Origin of the sequence: Providencia sp. (genome assembly GCF_040396775.1) — a bacterium.
GTDB lineage: Bacteria > Pseudomonadota > Gammaproteobacteria > Enterobacterales > Enterobacteriaceae > Providencia.
Window position 1 is genome coordinate 16,324 of sequence record NZ_JBEBNT010000014.1, and the last position, 21,143, is coordinate 37,466.

18 protein-coding genes are annotated in these 21,143 nt (G+C 44.4%); 9 read left to right on the plus strand and 9 right to left on the minus strand.

Translation table 11 applies throughout. The features are described 5' to 3' along the window. Positions 1-248: 248 nt before the first annotated feature. Genes ABWP91_RS14380 through sdhC form a run of 4 tightly spaced genes read right to left on the minus strand, consistent with a single transcriptional unit; the run spans position 249 to position 3,496 of the window. The gene (locus tag ABWP91_RS14380; RefSeq protein ID WP_004256824.1) at positions 249-965 is read right to left on the minus strand and encodes a succinate dehydrogenase iron-sulfur subunit; all 717 of its coding nucleotides are present in this window, start codon (positions 963-965) and stop codon (positions 249-251) included. A 35-nt stretch (positions 966-1,000) separates the two neighbouring features. Further along, on the minus strand, positions 1,001-2,767 hold the full coding sequence (gene sdhA / locus ABWP91_RS14385; RefSeq protein WP_353243815.1) for a succinate dehydrogenase flavoprotein subunit: 1,767 nt from the start codon (positions 2,765-2,767) through the stop codon (positions 1,001-1,003). Between the two features lies 1 nt (position 2,768). Then, positions 2,769-3,113, minus strand: a complete 345-nt coding sequence (gene sdhD, locus ABWP91_RS14390) for a succinate dehydrogenase membrane anchor subunit (protein ID WP_353243816.1) — start codon at positions 3,111-3,113, stop codon at positions 2,769-2,771. After that, positions 3,107-3,496, minus strand: coding sequence for a succinate dehydrogenase cytochrome b556 subunit (gene sdhC / locus ABWP91_RS14395; protein ID WP_353243817.1), 390 nt, complete (start codon positions 3,494-3,496; stop codon positions 3,107-3,109). The genes sdhD and sdhC overlap by 7 nt, the downstream gene beginning before the upstream one ends. A 672-nt stretch (positions 3,497-4,168) precedes the next feature. Between sdhC and ABWP91_RS14400 the strand changes: the two genes are divergently transcribed. Next, positions 4,169-5,455: a citrate synthase gene (locus tag ABWP91_RS14400; RefSeq protein ID WP_353243818.1), complete on the plus strand. Its 1,287-nt coding sequence runs from the start codon at positions 4,169-4,171 to the stop codon at positions 5,453-5,455. 81 nt (positions 5,456-5,536) lie between these two features. On the opposite strand, the gene ABWP91_RS14405 is transcribed toward ABWP91_RS14400, so the two are convergent. Then, the gene (locus ABWP91_RS14405; protein ID WP_353243819.1) at positions 5,537-6,295 is read right to left on the minus strand and encodes an AraC family transcriptional regulator; all 759 of its coding nucleotides are present in this window, start codon (positions 6,293-6,295) and stop codon (positions 5,537-5,539) included. A gap of 125 nt (positions 6,296-6,420) precedes the next feature. Here ABWP91_RS14405 and ABWP91_RS14410 point away from each other — a divergent pair, with 125 nt between their 5' ends. Then, complete coding sequence (locus ABWP91_RS14410; protein ID WP_353243820.1) at positions 6,421-7,554, plus strand: multidrug effflux MFS transporter; 1,134 nt, start codon at positions 6,421-6,423, stop codon at positions 7,552-7,554. A gap of 277 nt (positions 7,555-7,831) precedes the next feature. On the opposite strand, the gene ABWP91_RS14415 is transcribed toward ABWP91_RS14410, so the two are convergent. Both ABWP91_RS14415 and ABWP91_RS14420 read right to left on the minus strand, forming a co-directional pair. Further along, positions 7,832-8,575, minus strand: coding sequence for a type 2 GTP cyclohydrolase I (locus ABWP91_RS14415; RefSeq protein WP_353243821.1), 744 nt, complete (start codon positions 8,573-8,575; stop codon positions 7,832-7,834). 200 nt (positions 8,576-8,775) lie between these two features. Continuing rightward, positions 8,776-8,982: a YbfA family protein gene (locus ABWP91_RS14420; RefSeq protein WP_047756317.1), complete on the minus strand. Its 207-nt coding sequence runs from the start codon at positions 8,980-8,982 to the stop codon at positions 8,776-8,778. 446 nt (positions 8,983-9,428) lie between these two features. On the opposite strand from ABWP91_RS14420, the gene kdpF reads away from it, so the two are divergent. From kdpF to ABWP91_RS14455, 7 genes are all read left to right on the plus strand, one after another. Further along, complete coding sequence (kdpF, locus tag ABWP91_RS14425; protein ID WP_206085296.1) at positions 9,429-9,518, plus strand: K(+)-transporting ATPase subunit F; 90 nt, start codon at positions 9,429-9,431, stop codon at positions 9,516-9,518. 1 nt (position 9,519) lies between these two features. Further along, a complete protein-coding gene (gene kdpA / locus ABWP91_RS14430) occupies positions 9,520-11,223 on the plus strand; it encodes a potassium-transporting ATPase subunit KdpA (RefSeq protein WP_353243822.1) in 1,704 nt (567 codons plus the stop codon). Between the two features lie 13 nt (positions 11,224-11,236). Then, entirely contained in the window at positions 11,237-13,300 is a 2,064-nt protein-coding gene (kdpB, locus tag ABWP91_RS14435; protein WP_353243823.1) for a potassium-transporting ATPase subunit KdpB, read from the plus strand. A gap of 10 nt (positions 13,301-13,310) precedes the next feature. Continuing rightward, positions 13,311-13,901, plus strand: coding sequence for a potassium-transporting ATPase subunit KdpC (gene kdpC / locus ABWP91_RS14440; RefSeq protein ID WP_353243824.1), 591 nt, complete (start codon positions 13,311-13,313; stop codon positions 13,899-13,901). 11 nt (positions 13,902-13,912) lie between these two features. After that, the gene (kdpD, locus tag ABWP91_RS14445; protein WP_353243825.1) at positions 13,913-16,600 is read left to right on the plus strand and encodes a two-component system sensor histidine kinase KdpD; all 2,688 of its coding nucleotides are present in this window, start codon (positions 13,913-13,915) and stop codon (positions 16,598-16,600) included. A gap of 16 nt (positions 16,601-16,616) precedes the next feature. Next, on the plus strand, positions 16,617-17,300 hold the full coding sequence (kdpE, locus tag ABWP91_RS14450; RefSeq protein WP_353243826.1) for a two-component system response regulator KdpE: 684 nt from the start codon (positions 16,617-16,619) through the stop codon (positions 17,298-17,300). 162 nt (positions 17,301-17,462) lie between these two features. Beyond that, a complete protein-coding gene (locus ABWP91_RS14455) occupies positions 17,463-17,789 on the plus strand; it encodes a DUF5329 family protein (RefSeq protein ID WP_353243827.1) in 327 nt (108 codons plus the stop codon). A gap of 697 nt (positions 17,790-18,486) precedes the next feature. On the opposite strand, the gene glnS is transcribed toward ABWP91_RS14455, so the two are convergent. Further along, entirely contained in the window at positions 18,487-20,154 is a 1,668-nt protein-coding gene (gene glnS, locus ABWP91_RS14460; protein ID WP_353243828.1) for a glutamine--tRNA ligase, read from the minus strand. A gap of 171 nt (positions 20,155-20,325) precedes the next feature. Then, positions 20,326-21,141 carry a sulfite exporter TauE/SafE family protein gene (locus tag ABWP91_RS14465; RefSeq protein WP_353243829.1) on the minus strand — a complete coding sequence of 272 codons (816 nt, stop codon included), beginning with the start codon at positions 21,139-21,141 and terminating at the stop codon, positions 20,326-20,328. Between the last annotated feature and the right edge of the window lie 2 nt (positions 21,142-21,143).

Genomic DNA, 21,143 nt, shown 5'->3' on the forward strand with positions numbered 1-21,143 from the left:
TTTCGTTACGTTCACTTTTTTGCGCTTTTGTTGTTACAACGTTTTATTTAATGCTACGTTTTATTGATGACAATGTTACTTTCTGATGACCTTTATGGGTATTTGGTTTTCGCGCTTTTGTGACCTTAAGCGCTATTTAAATCAAAATCTTGGATTTACTTTACGCTTTATTTTTAACTTATGTTTTTATTTCGTGCTATTTCCACTTTAGCCCGCAGTACCAAGGCACTGCGGGTTAAATTTAGCTATTAAGCACTATGTTTTAGCAACATAGATTTAATATGACCAATAGCTTTTGTTGGATTTAGTCCTTTAGGGCATACATTGACACAATTCATGATGCTATGACAGCGGAAAACACTGAAAGCGTCGTTCAGATCGTCTAATCGCGAATCGGTTTCAGTATCACGGCTATCAATCAAGAAACGATACGCCGCTAACAGGCCTGCTGGACCAATAAATTTGTCCGGATTCCACCAGAAAGATGGGCAAGAAGTCGAACAACATGCACACAAGATACACTCGTATAAACCATCGAGTTTTTCACGTTGTGCAGGAGTTTGTAAATTCTCGCGCGCTGGTGGGTTTTTGTTGTCATTAATCAGATATGGACGGATTTTTTCGTATTGGGTATAGAACTGAGTCATGTCGATGATCAGGTCACGCACAACGGGCAGACCTGGCAATGGACGAATGACAATTTTCTTCCCACCACGGATTAAAGCAGATAATGGCGTGATACAAGCCAACCCGTTTTTACCGTTCATGTTCAGACCATCAGAACCACATACCCCTTCACGGCAAGAACGACGGAAGGATAATGTTGGGTCTTGCTCTTTGATTTGGATTAACGCATCCAGCAACATCATGTCACGCCCTTCTGGGACTTCTAGCGTGTAATCTTGCATACGTGGTGCGTTGTCCACATCAGGATTGTAGCGATAAATCGAAAATTGTAATTTCATAGTTTATTTCTCCGCAACTGGATTAACACCACGCATTAGTAGGTACGAATTTTCGGTGGGAAGGCTTCACGCAGTTTTGGCTGCATATTAACTTCACGACGCGTCATCGTTTCAGATTGCGGTAAATATAATGAGTGACATAACCAATTCGCATCATCACGCTCTGGATAGTCAAAGCGGCTGTGAGCCCCACGACTTTCTGTACGGAAGTTTGCTGCTTGTGCTGTCGCATAAGCGGTTTCCATCAGGTTATCCAGTTCTAAACACTCGATACGCTGCGTATTGAACTCAGTCGACGTATCATCAAGGCGAGCATTTTGCAGACGTTCGCGGATCACTTTCAGCTCTTCTAAACCTTTTGCCATTGCATCACCTTCACGGAATACGGAGAAGTTATGCTGCATGCAGGTTTGCAGTGCTTTGCGGATTTCTGTTGGATCTTCGCCAGTACGTGCGCCTTCCCAACGATTAAAGCGTGTCATTGCTGCATCGATGTCAGATTCAGAAGCATCACGCATTGAACCTTGTTCCATGATGGATTCTTTCAAGTGCAGACCCGCAGAACGACCAAATACCACTAAGTCGAGCAGTGAATTACCGCCTAAGCGGTTAGCGCCGTGTACTGATACACAAGCAATTTCACCCACAGCGAACAGACCTGGGATAACTTCGTCTTCGCCTTTTTCGTTATAGCGAAGTGCTTGACCAGTGACTTTCGTTGGAATACCGCCCATCATGTAGTGGCACGTTGGGATGACAGGAATTGGCTCTTTGATTGGATCAACGTGCGCAAAGGTACGTGATAATTCAAGGATACCTGGTAAACGTGATTCCAGAACCTCTTTCCCTAAGTGATCCAATTTCAGCTTAGCATGTGGACCCCAAGGGCCATCACAACCACGGCCTTCACGGATTTCAATCATGATTGAACGTGCAACAACGTCACGACCTGCAAGGTCTTTCGCGTTTGGTGCATAACGTTCCATGAAGCGCTCGCCGTCTTTATTCAGCAAGTAACCACCTTCACCACGGCAACCTTCAGTGACCAAAACCCCAGCCCCTGCGATACCCGTTGGGTGGAATTGCCACATTTCCATATCTTGTAATGGCACACCAGCACGTGCTGCCATCCCCACACCATCACCCGTATTGATATGAGCATTGGTGGTTGATTGGTAAATACGGCCTGCACCACCTGTTGCCAGAATGGTTGCTTTCGCTTTGAAGTAAACGAGTTCGCCTGTTTCCATACAAATCGCCGTACAGCCCACAACATCGCCATCTTGATTTTTAACTAAATCAAGGGCATACCATTCAGAAAAAATGGTGGTGTGGTTTTTTAAGTTCTGCTGGTACAGCGTATGTAACAGTGCGTGTCCTGTACGGTCAGCGGCGGCTGCGGTACGCGCTGCTTGCTCGCCACCGAAGTTTTTAGACTGACCACCAAATGGACGTTGATAGATGCTTCCATCGTCAAGGCGCGAGAACGGTAACCCCATGTGTTCTAATTCGAGGATAGCTTCTGGCCCTGTTTTACACATGTATTCGATAGCATCTTGGTCGCCGATGTAGTCGGAACCTTTGACAGTATCGTACATGTGCCATTCCCAGTTATCAGGGTGCGTGTTACCTAAAGCAACAGTAATACCGCCTTGCGCTGATACCGTATGAGAACGGGTTGGAAAGACTTTTGACAGAAGCGCACAAGATAGGCCCATCTGTGAAATTTGAAGTGCTGCGCGCATACCTGCGCCGCCCGCACCGATAACGATAGCGTCAAACTCTCTGATTGGCAGATTCATTTTATGCACCCCACACAACGATTGTTCCGTAAATTAAATAAGCCAACAGACCTACAACGATAGCCAATTGCAACACTAAGCGAATCGCCAGCGGCTTAACATAGTCAGTCAGCACTTGCCACATGCCAATCCACGCATGCACAAGAATCGAGAACAAAGTGAGGATAGTGAATACTTTCGTCACAGAAGAGGCAAAGAAGCCACGCCAGACTTCATAGGTAATGTCGTTAATCGCAACAAAACCAACAATGTAGAGTACGTAGAGTGCGATGATAATCGCAGAGCCACGGATTAACAGCCAGTCCTGAATACCAGTACGGCCTAAAGCTGATGCATTACTTACCATACTAAGATCCCCGCCAGAATTGCCAGAATTACGGTAATAACAAATGTAATTTTTGCAGATGAATTACCAGCAGCAAGGGTTTCATCAACACAGCCGAAGTCCATTAACATATGACGGATACCACCACAAACGTGGTAAGCCAATGCCGTTAGGATGCCCCAAAGAATGAACTTAGCAAAAAAGCCAGTCATTATTTCAGACGCGTATTGAAAACCTTCTGGAGAGGAGAGAGATGTCCCTAACAACCAAAGCAGAATACCAACTGCGATGAGAGTAATGACGCCAGAGACACGGTGCAAGATCGAAGATATTGCAGTGATCGGGAAGTGAATCGTCTGCAAATCAAGGTTGACAGGTCTTTGTTTTTTCACAATTTTGCCCACACAGCTCTTTATTATTTTCCATCCTCCGGACCTGGGGTGGAAATCAGACAGCGACAGGGGTACAAAATGCAACTTAACACAAACTCTAATCCATCATGTTTAAATAAAGTTGCATACTGATCACGCTGGGAACTCCTACTACAGGGTAATCCGGAGACCTGCCGCTAGTATAAAGTCTTCACAATGCCATTACAATTCCCACACAAAATGTTTGGAGACATTTAGCCCGAACAGTGAGAAGGATCACGATTTAAACATTTTGTATAAATGTGCTTATCTTATTTGACAATGATTCAACATTTATCTTACATATAGGTCTGGCAGAATTATCTTAACGGTGCGGTTGATACTTCACCGTAAAAATAAAAAACGTGCACATTGCAATGTTAGATACTCCACAATTTGAACTATGATGGGTATTAATAACAAAAGTTATGAAAGTTGTTCCCCTTACCACAAATAATGATATTGTAGGGAAAACAACAAAAAGAACATAACATCTACACACTCATAAACAACCTAATTACATTGTCGTCGGTCTCAGATTTCAGGTTTTATGTGATAGCGAGCTGATTTCCAAAGCATACCGGTAGAACAATGCACGAAGACACAGTATAACGCTGAGCTTCTGGGTTGTTGGGTGTCGATTATCAAGCGCTAAGGAGACCGTAAATGGCTGATAACAAAGCTAAGCTAATGACTGGTAGTGCCGGTGATATTGAACTCGATATTTTAAGCCCTACCCTTGGTCAAGACGTTATCGATGTCCGAACTTTAGGTTCAAAAGGGTTCTTTACCTACGACCCGGGTTTTACTTCTACTGCATCCTGTGAATCAAAAATCACCTATATCGATGGTGATAAAGGCATTCTACTGCACCGTGGTTTCCCTATCGACCAACTGGCAACCGAAGCCTCCTACCTCGAAGTCTGTTATATCCTGCTGTACGGTGAAGCACCTACCCAAGAACAATACGACGTATTTAAAAATACGGTGACTCGCCATACCATGATCCATGAGCAAATTACTCGCATGCTTAATGGTTTCCGCCGTGACTCACACCCAATGGCTGTATTATGTGGTGTAACAGGTGCACTGGCGGCGTTCTATCACGATGCGTTGGATGTTAACAACCCGCGCCACCGTGAAATTACGGCTTATCGCTTGCTGTCCAAAATGCCAACTGTTGCAGCTATGTGTTATAAATATTCTATTGGCCAACCTTTTGTTTATCCACGTAATGATCTGTCATACGCGGGTAACTTCTTGCACATGATGTTCTCTACACCATGTGAAGAATATACAGTAAACCCAGTTCTTGAACGCGCAATGGATCGCATTTTAATCCTGCACGCTGATCACGAACAAAATGCCTCAACCTCAACGGTACGTACTGCGGGCTCATCAGGCGCAAACCCATTTGCTTGTATCGCAGCGGGTATCGCGTCACTGTGGGGGCCTGCTCATGGTGGTGCTAACGAAGCTTGCTTGCGCATGCTGGAAGAAATTCAAACTGTTGAGCACATTCCTGCGTTTATCGAACGTGCGAAAGACAAAAATGACTCTTTCCGCCTAATGGGCTTTGGTCACCGAGTCTACAAAAACCACGATCCACGTGCCACTGTAATGCGTGAAACTTGCCACGAAGTTCTGAATGAACTTGGCTTGAATGACAGCTTACTGGAAGTTGCAATGGAACTGGAACGTATCGCGCTGAACGACCCGTACTTCATTGAAAAGAAATTGTACCCTAACGTTGACTTCTACTCAGGTATCATCTTGAAAGCAATGGGTATTCCATCTTCAATGTTCACCGTAATCTTCGCTATTGCACGTACTATTGGTTGGATTGCGCACTGGAACGAAATGCACGATGACGGCCTGAAAATTGCGCGTCCTCGCCAGCTGTATACCGGTTATGACAAACGTGAATTCAACTCTGAATTAGCAAAAAAATAATATTTCGTTAAATTCGAATCCCTACGTAAATTAAGACCTTGATTTATCAAGGTCTTTTTTGTTTATTCAACGCATCGTTCCCTACTTTTGATACTCTCTCGGTGTCACTCCGCTCATTTTACGAAAAAAACTAATAAATGCGCTGTCGCTGGTAAGTCCAAGTTCTTGAGTAATAAAGTGATATGGCTTTTCTTGTGCTAACAATTCAATCGCTTTAATAAACCGCCATTGCTGTCGCCATGTTTGGTATGTCATTCCGGTTTCTTTCAAAAAAACACGCGTTATTGTCTTTTCGCTAGCACCGATAATCTGAGCTAATTGGCTCAAATTAGGGGGTAATTGCTCAATATCGAGGCGTTTCAAGCGCCTATCCTGCGGCAAAGAAAGTAAGGTTGGTTCAGTTGTGGCAGCTTGTAGTTCATCAATAAAAACAGGCAATAAATTGGCTAACCGCCCCTTTCGCCAATCACTATCAAAAGGTGCGATAGCAATACGCTCTAATAGCTCCCTTAACAGCGGTGAAATGCTTAAAATGACGACGTCGTTCCCGACTTTTTGGGCATATTCTTCACCTAAATAAACTGACCTATACCCCACTGATGCGCGCATTTGTGCACGATGGATAACATGTGGCGGGATCCAAGCCACCCTGCCAGGGGGTAACAGAGAGAGACGATTTTCAAGAGATATACGAATGCACCCTTGCTGGGTAAACAAAAGTTGCCCCATTTCATGGGTATGCGTGCCTGAATCGTGCTGCCCCATCTGCGCAGCAATCCCTAAAACAGGGGTTTGATACCAATGTGTTTGAAATTCATCCGTTTGATTTAACCACGCCATAAGTTGTCCATTTTTTGATATTTATAGTCTTTATTATTGTAATAAGACATCAAAATTACCACTAAACTGCCCACCATTAAAAGGTTAAATCGTTATTTTTTATTACACAGGGTAGGAAAATGAACATGAAACACCCTCTTTCATTATGGCTGGCTGTTGCCTTAATTATGTTCCCACAGATTGTGGAAACCATTTATAGCCCTGCACTGACTGATATTGCGAGTGCTTTTTCAGTGAATGCGGAACAAGCTTCACAGACGCTTTCACTCTATTTCTTTGCCTTTGCATTGGGCGTTGTATTTTGGGGTAGAACTTGCGACACCGTTGGCCGCCGTCCAACGATTTTAGCGGGTTTACTGGTTTATGGGGTTGCCTCAATTGGCGCCTTATTTATTAGCCAATTTTATTTGTTATTGCTGCTGCGAATGCTAGCTGCTTTTGGGGCTGCTGTAGGCTCAATTGGTACACAAACAGTAATGCGTGATAGTTATCAAGGCCATGAATTAGCAAAAGTTTTCTCAATCATGGGCATTGCATTAGCCATTAGTCCTGCACTAGGCATGTTATCAGGCGCGAGTCTGGTTAGCCTGGCTGGTTATCGTGGTGTTTTTACTGGTTTAGCTATTTTAGCTATCGTACTTTTACTGTGGTCAATATATCGATTACCGGAGACACGTCCAGAAAATGTGATCAAAGTCCCATTTATGAAGACATTTTTACGGATGATCACGGATAAAGAGATTATGAGAAATGTGATCTTGATAGCATTTTTCAACATTAATTTATTTAGCTATTATCAGCTGGCACCTTTCAGTTTTGAACAATTAATGCTCACTCAGCAACAATTTGGTTTCACGGGAATTTTATTGGCGCTCGGAGTGGGGTTAGGCTCGATGATTAACCGCCATTTATTGGCTAAAAAACACACATCTGAGCAACTTGTTAAGCTTTCGAGTGTGATTTCCTTGGTCAGTGGCTGTACGGTTTTTGTTCTTATTGACTCTGCTTGGTTCGTTTTACCCGTTATTGGCGTGGTTATTGGCTATGGTATTGCGATCCCGAACATTCTTGCTCACGCATTAAACCGTTATGGCGACCGAAAAGGCACTGCCGGCGCAATTTTAGGTTTGCTTTATTATATCGGGCTCGCCATCGGGCTGATGGTCGCAGGCTGGAGCCAACACTTAGGTTTAGTGCTCTCTATCTCTAGTCTAGTTCTCGTTCTTGCATCACTACGTTATCGCATTTATACGAGTTAAGTTATTGTTTTATTAAACACATATAATTTTCTAAATAGTTGGTGTTGCGGCTAGGCAGCAAATGAGGATAGCTTGGGGAGCATACACAAGTATGTGACCCAAGTAGCCGAATGAAGCTAACACCGCCACAGCACAAAATATGACGAAAATTCAATTTTCTAAATAGTTGGTGTTGTGGCTAGGCGGCAAATGAGGATAGCTTGGGGAGCATACATAAGTATGTGACCCAAGTAGCCGAGTGAAGCCAACGCCGCCACAGCTCGAAATATGACGAAAATTAGGCTGGATTATCGATATCGACAAACTCGGCGTCTAACCCCTGTTCATCGACTAACCACTGAGTTAATGCTTTAATCCCGTAACGCTCCGTGGCATGATGTCCTGCACTGTAGAAATGGATCCCCATTTCCCTTGCGATATGGATCGTTTGTTCTGAGACTTCCCCTGTTACAAAGGCGTCAACGCCAAACTCTGCAGCTTGCAAAATAAAACCTTGCCCGCCCCCTGTGCACCATGCGATTTGGCGAATTTCTTCTTTCGCGTTATCACCACAGTGAAGGACTTTACGGCCTAGGCGCGTTTCTAGGCGATTGGTCAACTCTGCTGGGGTTATTGGCTGGTCAAAAAAGCCAAATGGCATCAATGGGTCAATTTGGCCATTCACTTGTACGCCCATGATATAAGCAAGCTGTGTATTGTTACCTAATTGATGATGAGCATCTAAAGGAAGGTGATAACCATAAAGGTTAATATCATTGGCTAACAATGTTTTTAATCGGTTTTTTTTCATGCCTTTAATAATGGCTGGCTCATTTTTCCAAAAATAGCCATGGTGAACAATCACCGCATCCGCTTTTTTCTCAACAGCGACATCGAGTAAAGCTTGGCAGGCAGTAACTCCTGTAATGATTTTATGCACATGGGGGCGGCCTTCAACTTGCAGTCCATTTGGTGCGAAATCTTGAAACTCACTCACTTTAAGTTCGTCGTTAATGACTTCTTCTAATCTTAAGTTATGCATTATGTTGTCCTTTTTACTGCATAGCGAATCTATAACGCCATTTTGAATATAATTTACTGATAAGCAATAAGCATAAGCGGAAACACACTTTTTTTCTGTGTTATTTGAAGTGCATCATTCAAAAAGGAAATGAGGAATATAAAAAAAAACCCCACAACGAGTCATTGCAGGGGCTATTATCAATTACTTAAGATGCAGGGTTAGCGATGGCTTTCGAGTGTAGTCTCTGAACGCTCTAGCCAGACAGGCTTATCACTTGTTTTCGACCATACTTTATTTAAGTAACTGTAATATTTAGCTCTTTTCGGGTGAAACACCATAACAGGAAACGCAATAATGCCTGCGGTAACAGCAGCAGTGCGGCGTGCAAGTACCTGATTACGGGAATATTCGCGGTATGTGGACATCGATATCCTCCTTCAGTTGCCACTTTATTTGTCGATCCCAGTTTTGCTCTAAAAAACTCCCCAAATACAGCTATTCCACAGAGCGACTAAAACCGAACAGATAATATGAAAATTAATTAACTGATTATAGAATAGCGTAAATTGTGTAATAAAACTACTCATCTGACCACTAAAATTAAAGTTTTACTAATAATTACCTACCATTTCGGATTTTTACTACATAATTTAACCTTAAACTGTTTCAAATAAACATCTCAATAACAATTAAATAACAACCTATAATTTAAGTGTTATTACTTATTTTACTAAATAGTGTCTACCCCACCCTAGCTGATTAAAAAATGCGTATTTTTATACTTTTTTTACACCCAGCCCTATCTTTTTATCAGCTTATTTACAACGAACTCTCTACCCTTATCTCATGGAAATAATAAGGAGAAAACACGGTGTCATTACTTTCCATTTTTGGGGCAGTTCTCGTTGTTCTACTGCTGGTTTATCTGATTTACGCCCTGCTTAACGCGGAGGATTTCTGATATGGCCACCACTGCATTTTTACTGATTGGCAGCTTCCTGCTGGTCTTACTTATATTGGCTAAACCATTAGGGAATGGAATTGCACGTCTTATTGACGGTGATATCCCTCACCCTTTAATGGCAAGCGAATCATTACTTTGGCGCTTAGCGGGCATTAAACAACCCGGAAAATCAGCGGCTGAAATGAATTGGCGACAATATGCCTTAGCCATTGTTTTATTCAATGTGCTGGGGTTTGTTTTGTTGTTCGCCATTTTAATGTTTCAGGGCAGTTTGCCACTCAATCCACAGCACTTTGCTGGTATGAGTTGGGATTTAGCCTTCAATACGGCGATAAGCTTCGTCGCAAATACCAACTGGCAATCTTACAGCGGTGAAAACACGCTAAGTTATTTGAGCCAAATGGCTGGCTTAACCGTACAAAATTTTCTCTCAGCCTCAACGGGTATCGCCGTGGTTTTTGCCTTGATCCGTGCCTTCTCACGACATGGCAGTAAAACGCTGGGCAATGCATGGGTTGATATCTACCGTATCACCTTTTATTTATTGTTCCCTCTCGCCATTGTTGTTGCGTTATTTTTTGTCAGCCAAGGGGTAATTCAAAACTTTTCTGACTACCTCTTAATCGACAATTTAGATAACACAACACAACTGTTGCCTATGGGCCCTGTCGCATCCCAAGAAGCGATTAAATTGCTGGGAACCAATGGCGGTGGATTCTTTGGCTCAAACTCTTCACACCCATTTGAAAACCCAACAGCACTAAGCAACTTTGTTCAAATGCTAGCGATATTCTTAATTCCTACCGCATTGTGTTTTGCCTTCGGTTGTTCTGTGGGTGATAACAAACAGGGGCATACCTTGTTATGGGTTATGGGGATCATTTTTGTTATTGCCGCCATTGTCGTCATTAAAGCTGAGTACGTTGGTAACCCATTCTTAAGTGAACTGCATGCAAGCAGTAGTGCCAATATGGAGGGTAAAGAAAGCCGCTTTGGTGTTCTTTCTTCTGCTTTATATGCCGTTGTCACCACCGCTGCCTCCTGTGGTGCTGTCAATGCGATGCATGATTCCTTTACCGCAATGGGTGGCATGGTACCAATGTGGTTAATGCAGATTGGTGAAGTCATTTTTGGCGGTGTCGGTTCAGGTTTGTATGGCATGTTGCTGTTTGTTCTACTGGCTGTCTTCCTTGCTGGGCTGATGATTGGCCGTACCCCCGAGTACTTAGGGAAAAAAATTGAAGTCCGTGAAATGAAGATGGTTGCACTGGCAATTTTAGTGACGCCTACCTTAGTGCTACTGGGTACAACCATTGCCTTAATGACCGATGCAGGACGTGCAGGTATTTTAAACCCAGGCGCCCATGGATTTAGCGAAGTGTTATACGCTTTTTCATCGGCGGCCAATAACAATGGTAGCGCATTTGCGGGACTCAGTGCCAACACCCCGTTCTACAATGTGCTACTTGCTATCGCCATGTTTGTTGGGCGCTTTGGCGTTATCTTGCCCGTACTTGCTATCGCAGGTTCGATGGCGCTCAAAAAATCCCAAGCACAAAGTCAGGCAACATTGCCAACTTCAGGCCCACTTTTTATTGGTTTATTAATTTTTACTATCCTCCTTATTGGCGCACTGACTTTTGTCCCTGCACTGGCACTAGGTCCAATTGCTGAGCAGCTACAAATTGGTATTGCGGGATAATCAGGGGAAAAAAATGAAAAAGCAAAAAACACCTTTATTTGATAAAAAACTCATCAAACAATCGATTCTTGATGCCATGAAAAAATGCACACCGCAGGCGCAATGGCGTAACCCCGTCATGTTTGTGGTGTACATCGGTAGCCTTATTACCACCTTATTATGGGCGGCAATGGTTGCGGGTTTAACGGAAGGAAGTGCATGGTTTAGCGGAATGGTCACTCTGTGGCTATGGTTTACCGTGCTGTTCGCCAACTTTGCGGAAGCTTTAGCTGAAGGCCGAAGTAAAGCTCAAGCGCAAAGTTTGAAAGGGGTAAAACAGCAAAGTAATGCCACACGACTTGCTGCGGCCTCATTGGAAGCAACACAAGAAATTGTCAGCTCTGATCAACTGCGCAAAGGGGACATCGTCCTGATCCGTGCAGGGGAGACCGTTCCTTGCGATGGCGAAGTTATCGAAGGCGGTGCATCTGTGGATGAAAGCGCTATCACAGGGGAATCGGCTCCGGTGATCCGTGAATCTGGCGGTGACTTTTCCTCTGTGACAGGCGGGACGCGTGTGCTGTCTGACTGGTTGATTGTTGAATGTACCGTGAACCCTGGTGAGACATTCCTCGACCGCATGATCTCCATGGTCGAAGGTGCACAGCGCCGTAAAACACCGAACGAAATCGCCTTAACTATTTTGTTAACAGCACTCACCATTATCTTTGTATTAGTTTGTGCAACTTTGTATCCGTTTACGCTATTTGCCGCAGAGTATGCAGGGGCAGGTAGTGCAGTTTCTATATTAGTGTTGATTGCATTACTCATTTGTTTAATTCCAACCACAATTGGCGGGCTACTTTCTTCCATTGGTGTGGCAGGAATGAGCCGCATGTTAGGTGCGAATGTGATTGCCACCAGCGGGAGGGCGGTCGAAGCCGCAGGAGATGTGGATGTTTTATTACTCGATAAAACGGGCACCATCACTTTAGGAAACCGCCAAGCCTCTGAGTTTCTGCCTTTAACTGGCGTGACTGAAGAGCAACTGGCGGATGCAGCGCAGCTCTCTTCACTCGCTGATGAAACCCCTGAAGGGCGCAGTATTGTCGTGCTCGCGAAACAAAAATTCAATTTGCGTGAAAGAGACATTCACGGGATGAATGCTACTTTCGTGCCATTCTCCGCGATGACCCGTATGAGTGGCGTTAACGTTGGTGAGCGCATGATCCGTAAAGGCTCTGCGGATGCCATTCGCCGCTACGTTGAAGCGAATCATCAAAAATTCCCTGAGGAAGCAGACAAACTCGTGGAAAAAGTTGCCCATTTAGGGGGAACGCCTTTAGTGGTGGTTGATGACCAAACTGTTTTAGGTGTCGTCGCGCTAAAAGACATCGTCAAAGGTGGGATGAAAGAACGCTTTGCCCAAATGCGCAGCATGGGGATCAAAACTGTGATGATCACGGGGGATAACCACTTAACTGCCGCTGCCATCGCGGCGGAAGCAGGTGTCGATGATTTCCTTGCTGAAGCAACCCCAGAAGCGAAATTAGCGCTTATTCGCCAATACCAATCTGAAGGCCGGTTAGTCGCCATGACGGGCGACGGGACCAACGATGCACCTGCTCTCGCCCAAGCTGACGTTGCTGTTGCGATGAACTCGGGCACACAAGCCGCAAAAGAAGCAGGGAACATGGTGGATTTAGACTCAAACCCAACCAAGCTCATTGAGGTCGTGCACATTGGTAAACAGATGCTGATGACCCGTGGTTCACTAACCACCTTCAGTATCGCAAATGACATCGCCAAATATTTTGCCATTATCCCTGCGGCCTTTGCAGTGACATGGCCACAACTGAATGCGTTAAATGTCATGCATTTACATTCACCTGCATCCGCCTTGCTTTCTGCTGTGATCTTCAACGCATTGATTATTGTCTTTTTGATCCCATTGGCACTTAAAGGCGTGAATTATCGCCCAATGAGTTCCCAATCACTTTTGCAACGAAACTTAGGTTTATATGGCTTAGGTGGCTTGCTGGTGCCATTTGTGGGGATCAAATTGATCGATATGTTTATTAGCTTGTTTGGTATTTAAGGATTTGATTATGAACATGATCCGTTCATCTATTATCATGTTATTGGTGTTAACCCTATTAACTGGGATAGCCTACCCCTTAATGGTCACTGGTCTTGCAAATGTCTTTTTCCCATGGCAAGCAAAAGGCTCTTTAGTCACACGGGATGCACATATTGTCGGTTCCAAACTAATTGGACAAAATGTGCAAAGTGAAGGGTATTTCCACGGTCGTCCTTCCGCAACGGCTGAAACACCTTATAATCCACTCGCCTCTGGGGGGAGTAACCTTGCAGTTAGTAACCCCGTGTTACAACAAACGATGGCAGAACGTAGTAAACTGCTGCGAGCTCAGAACCCAGATGCAGGCAATGCGATCCCAGTAGATTTACTCACCGCTTCTGCCAGCGGGCTTGACCCAAATATTTCGGTTGATGCCGCCATTTACCAAGCACCACGTATCGCAAAAAACAGACAGATTTCATTAGAAGCCGTAAAATCATTAATTACGGCGCAAACAGAAACGGTCTTATTGCCTTTTTTAGGTGAACCCGTTGTGAATGTGCTACAACTGAATTTGGCACTTGATGAATATATGCAACAAATGAATAGCCAACGTTAATAAGGTGAGTTATGAAAAATCAGGAACCTGCTCGCCCAAACCCTGATGACTTATTGGTGAAAGCCAATGAAGATGGCCGCGGTAAATTAAAAATCTTTTTCGGCGCCTGTGCGGGCGTCGGAAAAACCTACGCAATGCTTCAAGAAGCTCAACGCTTACGCTCACAAGGGTTAGACGTTCTTATCGGTGTGGTAGAAACCCATGAAAGGGAAGAAACCGCCGCCTTATTGGATGGCCTTTCGGTGTTGCCACACCGAAAATTACAGCACCGCGGTCGCCGTTTAAATGCATTTGATATTGACGCAGCAATTGCGAGGCACCCTGCCATTATACTTATGGATGAGTTAGCATTTAGTAACCCAACAGGCAGCCGCCACCCAAAACGCTGGCAAGATGTTGAGGAGCTATTAGATGCAGGCATCGACGTGCTCACCACTATTAACGTTCAACATATTGAAAGTTTGAATGATATTGTGGGGAGCATTACAGGTATTCGCGTGCGCGAAACGGTTCCTGATCATATTTTTGATGCCGCCAATGAGGTGGTGTTAGTCGACCTGCCCCCTGACGATTTACGCCAGCGCCTAAAAGAAGGCAAAGTGTATATTCCAGGGCAAGCTGAACGCGCTATTGAGCATTTTTTTCGTAAAGGAAACTTAATCGCACTGCGTGAGCTGGCTTTGCGCCGCACCGCTGATCGCGTTGATGACCAAATGCGGGAATTTCGCGATGGCAAAGGGGAAGCCCCAGTCTGGCACACCCGTGATGGGCTTTTATTGTGTATCGGCCATAATATGGGCAATGAAAAATTGGTGCGTGCCGCCGCGCGGCTTGCTGCAAAGTTTGGCAGCGTGTGGCATGCGGTCTATGTCGAGACCCCCACACTCCACCAGCTCCCTGAATCCCAACGCCGCGCCGTACTCAAAGCACTGCGCCTCGCCCAAGATTTAGGAGCCGAAACAGCCACCCTATCTGATCCTTCCGAAGAAAAAGCGATACTCCGTTATGCCCGAGAGCATAATTTAGGCAAAATATTAATTGGTCGCCGCGATAAACATCGTAAATGGCCCAAACTTAATTTTCGCCCTGGCTTTGCCGATCGTTTAGGAAAATTAGGGCCCGACCTCGATTTAGTGATTGTCGCCCTTGAAGAAAAAAGCGATTGGGATAAAGAACCAGAAAGAAAACCATTTTCTGAAAAATGGCGTTCCGATTTAAACGGTTACTTGATGGCGATTGTAATGTGCGCCGCTATTACCTTATTTTCTAGAACATTTTTACTCGCCTTAGACAAGGCAAACCTCGTAACACTCTATTTATTAGGTGTGGTGCTGATTGCCCTATTTTACGGACGTCGCCCTTCTATCTTTGCCGCGCTTATTAACGTAATTAGCTTCGATCTGTTTTTTGTCCAACCCCATTTTTCCCTTGCTATCATGGACATGCAGTACTTAGTAACCTTTACCGTGATGCTGATTGTTGGCGTCGTTGTGGGGAACCTAACCGCGGGCATGCGCTACCAAGCGCGCATTGCTCGCTATCGAGAACAACGAACTCGCCATCTCTATGAAATGACGAAAGAATTAGGACAAGCACTTAACACGGAAGATATCGGAAAAACAGGCTACCACTTTCTTAATAATGCTTTTCAAGCCAAAAGTTGCTTATTAGTCCCCGATGAAAATGGGGATTTACTCCCACTGTTATGTGATGGGCATACACCGATGCAAATTGATAAAGCCATTGCCAAATGGAGTTTTGATAAGCGCCAGCCCGCAGGAGCGGGAACAGATACCCTGCCAAGTGTGCCTTATCAATTGCAGCCAATCACGACGGTTGATCAAACCTTAGCCGTCTTAGCCATCGAGCCCCGCAACTTACGCCAGTTGATGATCCCAGAACAACAGCGCATGTTGCAAACATTTACAGGGTTGATCGCCAGCGCCCTTTCGCGCTTGCAACTGACAAAACAAGCTGAGTCTGCCAAATTAGATATTGAACGCGAGCAACTACGAAACTCCTTGCTAGCCGCTCTTTCCCACGATTTAAAAACACCGCTAACGGTTTTATTTGGGCAAACAGAAATTTTGATGCTGAATTTATCCGCTGAAAATTCCCCACTGACTGCGCAAGTAAACCAAATGCGTCAACAAGTGCTTAGTACGTCTCGTTTAGTGAATAATTTGCTCGATATGGCACGTTTACAATCAGGCAGTATTCAGCCCAACCTTGAATGGGAATCTTTGCAAGAAATAACCAGCAGCGCAGTCAGAACATTAGATTACACGTTACACAGCCATCCATTGGAGATCAATATTGCCACTGATTTGCTGCTATATTGCGATGCCATGTTAATTGAACGGGTATTAATTAATTTATTGGAAAATGCAGTAAAATATAGCCATGAAGATACACCCATTGGCATAAATGGCCGTATTGAAGGGCAAAAAATTCATATTGAAGTGTGGGATGCCAGTAACGCTATTCCAGATGGGCAAGAGAAAACAATTTTTGATAAATTTTCCCGTGCACAAAAAGAGTCCGCAATCCCCGGTGTTGGCCTTGGGCTAGCTATCTGCCGTGCAATCATTCAATTACACGAAGGGGAAATTTGGGCGCAAAATAATAATAAAGGTGGAGCTAGCTTCCACTTTGTTTTACCTTTAAAGCAACCCCCTGATATTGAAGCTGAAGTTTAGGAGACATTACCCGATTGTGAGCAGCCATCAAATCCTAATTGTTGAAGATGAAAAAGAAATTCGCCGCTTTGTCCGACTTGCATTGGAGGGTGAAGGCTTGAAAGTTTTTGAGGCTGAGAACTGCCAACGGGGTTTGATTGAAGCAGGCACAAGGCAACCAGATTTACTGATTTTAGACCTCGGGCTACCTGACGGTGATGGCCTTGATTTAATTCGTGATTTACGAAAATGGAGCAGTATTCCCATTATTGTCTTGTCAGCCCGCGAAGAAGAATCACAAAAAGTTGCCGCTCTTGATGCAGGTGCGGATGATTATCTAACAAAACCGTTTGGTATCAGTGAATTACTAGCGCGAGTTCGTGTAGCACTACGCCGTTTTGGCAAAGTGGGTCAAGAAAGTTCACAATTTCAATTTGGTGATATTACTGTCGATTTTATTAATCGGATTGTCACTAAGCAAAATGAAGAGTTACACCTCACGCCTATCGAGTTTCGCTTACTTAGTGAATTAGTTGCTAATAGCGGTAAGGTATTGACTCAACGCCATTTATTATTGCAAGTATGGGGCCCAAGCTATATTGAGCATAACCATTATTTGCGGATTTATATGGGTCACTTACGGCAGAAATTGGAAAATGACCCAACTCGCCCGATTCATTTATTAACGGAAACAGGTATTGGCTATCGGTTTATGCCATAAGCCAATTTTGCATCGAATTCTCAGAATCTTTCCGCTAGTTTAAAACCTTTAGCTGGCTATAATTTCCCCATTATTTTCTATGGAGAGAAATCCGTGCAATTATTAACAACTCAACTATCAAACCGTTTTTCATCTGCCTTAGTCCTTTTTTTAGGAATTTTTGTGACAACTCAGGCCCTCGCTTTAAGCCCAGAAGAAAAAGTTCGCACTGAGTCTTTACTCACAGAGCTTGGTAAACAACAAAACTTAACATTTACCCGCAACGGCACAGAACACAACGCGGCCGATGCTGAATCCCATTTGCGTTTAAAATTACGTAAAACAGAAAAACGCCTAAACACCACCGAGCAATTTATTGATAATGTGGCCTCAAAATCGTCTATTACTGGTGAAATCTACCAAGTTAAAGACGCCCAAGGTAATGTGCTTCCCGCCAATCAATATTTGCATGATTTATTGAAAGATAAAGTAGATAGCAAATCTAAATAGATTTGTAGGTCTGTAAACTAACTACGATAAAAAGCCGACATTTAACTGCCGGCTTTTTAGTTTTCCTGAGCCGCCATTAGTAGCAGCTCACGAGAGAGACTTCACTCCGCACGTCCCCTAAATAATTTGTGCCACAGGTAGGCGGCAAATTAAGTTATCCCGTAAGCATACATAAGTATGTGACTAGGGCTAATGGGTGAAGCCAACGCACCTACAGCGCGAAGGATGACGAGAGAGACCTTACCCATACCATCCTCTAAATCATTTGTGTTGTAGGAAGGCGGCAAATCCGCTAGACCCTAGGAGCATACATAAGTATGTGACTAGGGCTAGTGGGTGAAGCCAACGCACCTACAGCGCGAAGGATGACGAGGATAGCCGAAGGATGACGAGAGAGACCTTACCCATACCATCCTCTAAATCATTTGTGTTGTAGGAAGGCGGCAAATCCGCTAGACCCTAGGAGCATACATAAGTATGTGACTAGGGCTAGTGGGTGAAGCCAACGCACCTACAGCGCGAAGGATGACGAGGATAGCCGAAGGATGACGAGAGAGACCTTACCCATACCATCCTCTAAATCATTTGTGTTGTAGGAAGGCGGCAAATCCGCTAGACCCTAGGAGCATACATAAGTATGTGACTAGGGCTAGTGGGTGAAGCCAACGCACCTACAGCGCGAAGGATGACGAGGATTTTAGTTAGACTCGATTTTCGCCCAAGTATCACGCAACCCAACAGTCCTATTAAACACCAGATGCTCTGGGCTGCTTAACTTACTATCTGCACAAAAATATCCTTCACGCTCAAACTGATACGCTTTCTCTGCAACCGCATCTTTCAAGCTTGGCTCAACAAAGCCTTGGCGAGCAACTAACGATTCTGGGTTAATCACCGATAAGAAATCATCTTCTGCACCCGGGTTTGGCACAGTAAACAGACGGTCATACAGGCGAATTTCCGCTGGTAGTGCGTGCTGTACGCTCACCCAGTGAATAACACCTTTCACTTTACGCCCATCAGCTGGGTCTTTGTTCAGTGTGCCTGCATCATACGTACAGAAAATAGTTGTGATGTTGCCATCAGCATCTTTTTCCACACGCTCAGCCTTGATGATATACGCATTACGTAAGCGCACTTCTTTACCTAACACTAAACGTTTAAATTGACGGTTTGCTTCTTCACGGAAATCCGCACGGTCAATATAAATTTCATTGCTAAACGGTACTTTACGCGTGCCCATCTCTGGGTTATTTGGGTGGTTTGGCGCCGTTAAAATTTCTTCGCCCGCTGGCATGTTTTCAATCACGACACGCACTGGGTCAATTACCGCCATAGCGCGTGGTGCTGATACGTTCAGGTCATCACGAATGCACGACTCTAATGACGCCATTTCAACGTTATTATCTTGCTTTGTCACACCAATACGTTGGCAGAATTCACGGATAGACGCAGCGGTATAACCACGACGACGTAATCCAGAAATGGTTAACATACGTGGGTCATCCCAACCGTTAACGTGTTTTTCTGTCACTAATTGGTTCAGCTTACGCTTAGACATCACCGTGTATTCAAGATTCAGGCGAGAAAACTCGTACTGACGCGGATGACAATCAATCGTGATGTTATCCAACACCCAGTCATATAAACGGCGGTTATCTTGGAATTCCAGTGTACATAAAGAGTGCGTGATCCCTTCTAGCGCATCAGAAATACAATGTGTGAAGTCATACATTGGGTAAATGCACCACTTATTGCCAGATTGGTGATGTTCAGCAAATTTAATGCGATATAAAACTGGATCACGCATCACCATAAATGGTGATGCCATGTCGATTTTTGCACGTAAGCATGCTTTACCTTCTTCAAAGCCGCCATCACGCATTTTTTCAAATAATGCGAGATTGTCTTCGATTAGGCGCTCGCGATAGGGGCTATTTTTACCTGGCTGTTTTAATGTGCCACGGTATTCACGAATTTCGTCTGCACTTAGCTCATCAACGTAAGCTAAGCCTTTTTTAATCAGCTCAATTGCATATTGATATAAGGTATCAAAATAGTCAGAAGAGTAACGAACATTGCCCGTCCACTCAAAACCTAACCATTTGACGTCTTCTTGGATTGAGTTAACGTATTCGACGTCTTCTTTAACCGGGTTGGTATCGTCAAAACGTAAGTTGCACTGTCCCTGATAATCCTTGGCAATGCCAAAATTCAAGCAGATTGATTTCGCGTGGCCGATGTGTAAATAGCCATTCGGTTCTGGTGGAAAACGGGTATGGACCGACGTGTGTTTTCCACTCGCCAGATCTTCATCTATGATCTGACGGATAAAATTTGTTGGGCGAGCATCTGCCTCATTCATTGTCATCATTCCTCAATGCCAAAAGCGCGCTAAAAGCGGTTAGTAACCAGATATATTCTACCATAATCCGTCAGGAAACAACCGTTTGATTGCGCTTAACCGATAAAAGCTATACCAAGGAGGCGTTCACAATAAAAAATAGGCGCATTAAACTTTGCTTGCTCACCCTTTCTAGGTCAATAACATCACGGTTAATACCACTAGCAACAACAATGGGTAGCTTTGTGCATGGCGCTTATCGCTAAGGTAAGGCATTAATAATGAAGCAAAACGGATCCCCAACCAAGATGCAGCAATCAGAATCAACGCGCCTTTGAGGTAAATCATGCCAAGGAAACCCGCGCCGAGGTCAACGTGTTTTTCAATAGCAAAATAAAAATAAGTTAATGTCCCTGTGATTGCCATCGGTAGCGTTAATGGGTTAGCAAACGCCGCCGCTTGGATCATACTGGCACCGCGGCGTCGCATCAATGGAACGGTCATCACACTGCCGCCCACCCCTAAAAATGCTGCCACGGCACCTATTACCACACCAATCGGGGTATCCGCAAAAATGCCCCCACGAGAAGCTTTAATACCTTCCGAGTCCGTTTGCATAAAACCGGGCCGAATAAAGCAATCTAATATCGTGATAATCAAATAGACAATAAATATCCAGCGGATCAACGCGCTATCTACCGATAACGCAACAATTGCCCCAAGTATTCCACCCATTGAAATGGGAATAATAAACGGCTTGATAATTGGCCAGTTAAGGTTACCTTTTAGATAATGAGCACGGCTCGATAGCGTTGATGAAAAAATCATCACACAAGTGGATGTTGCTACTGCAACTTGCATCGCCACTGCACTTGCATCGCTTTGCGGCCCCCAGACTAAGGTAATCAAGGCATACAGCAGCGGTACAGTAATAAACCCACCGCCAAAACCAAATAACGCGGTTGTGATCCCCGAAATAAACCCAAATAAGCAAAGAAGCAGTTCCACAG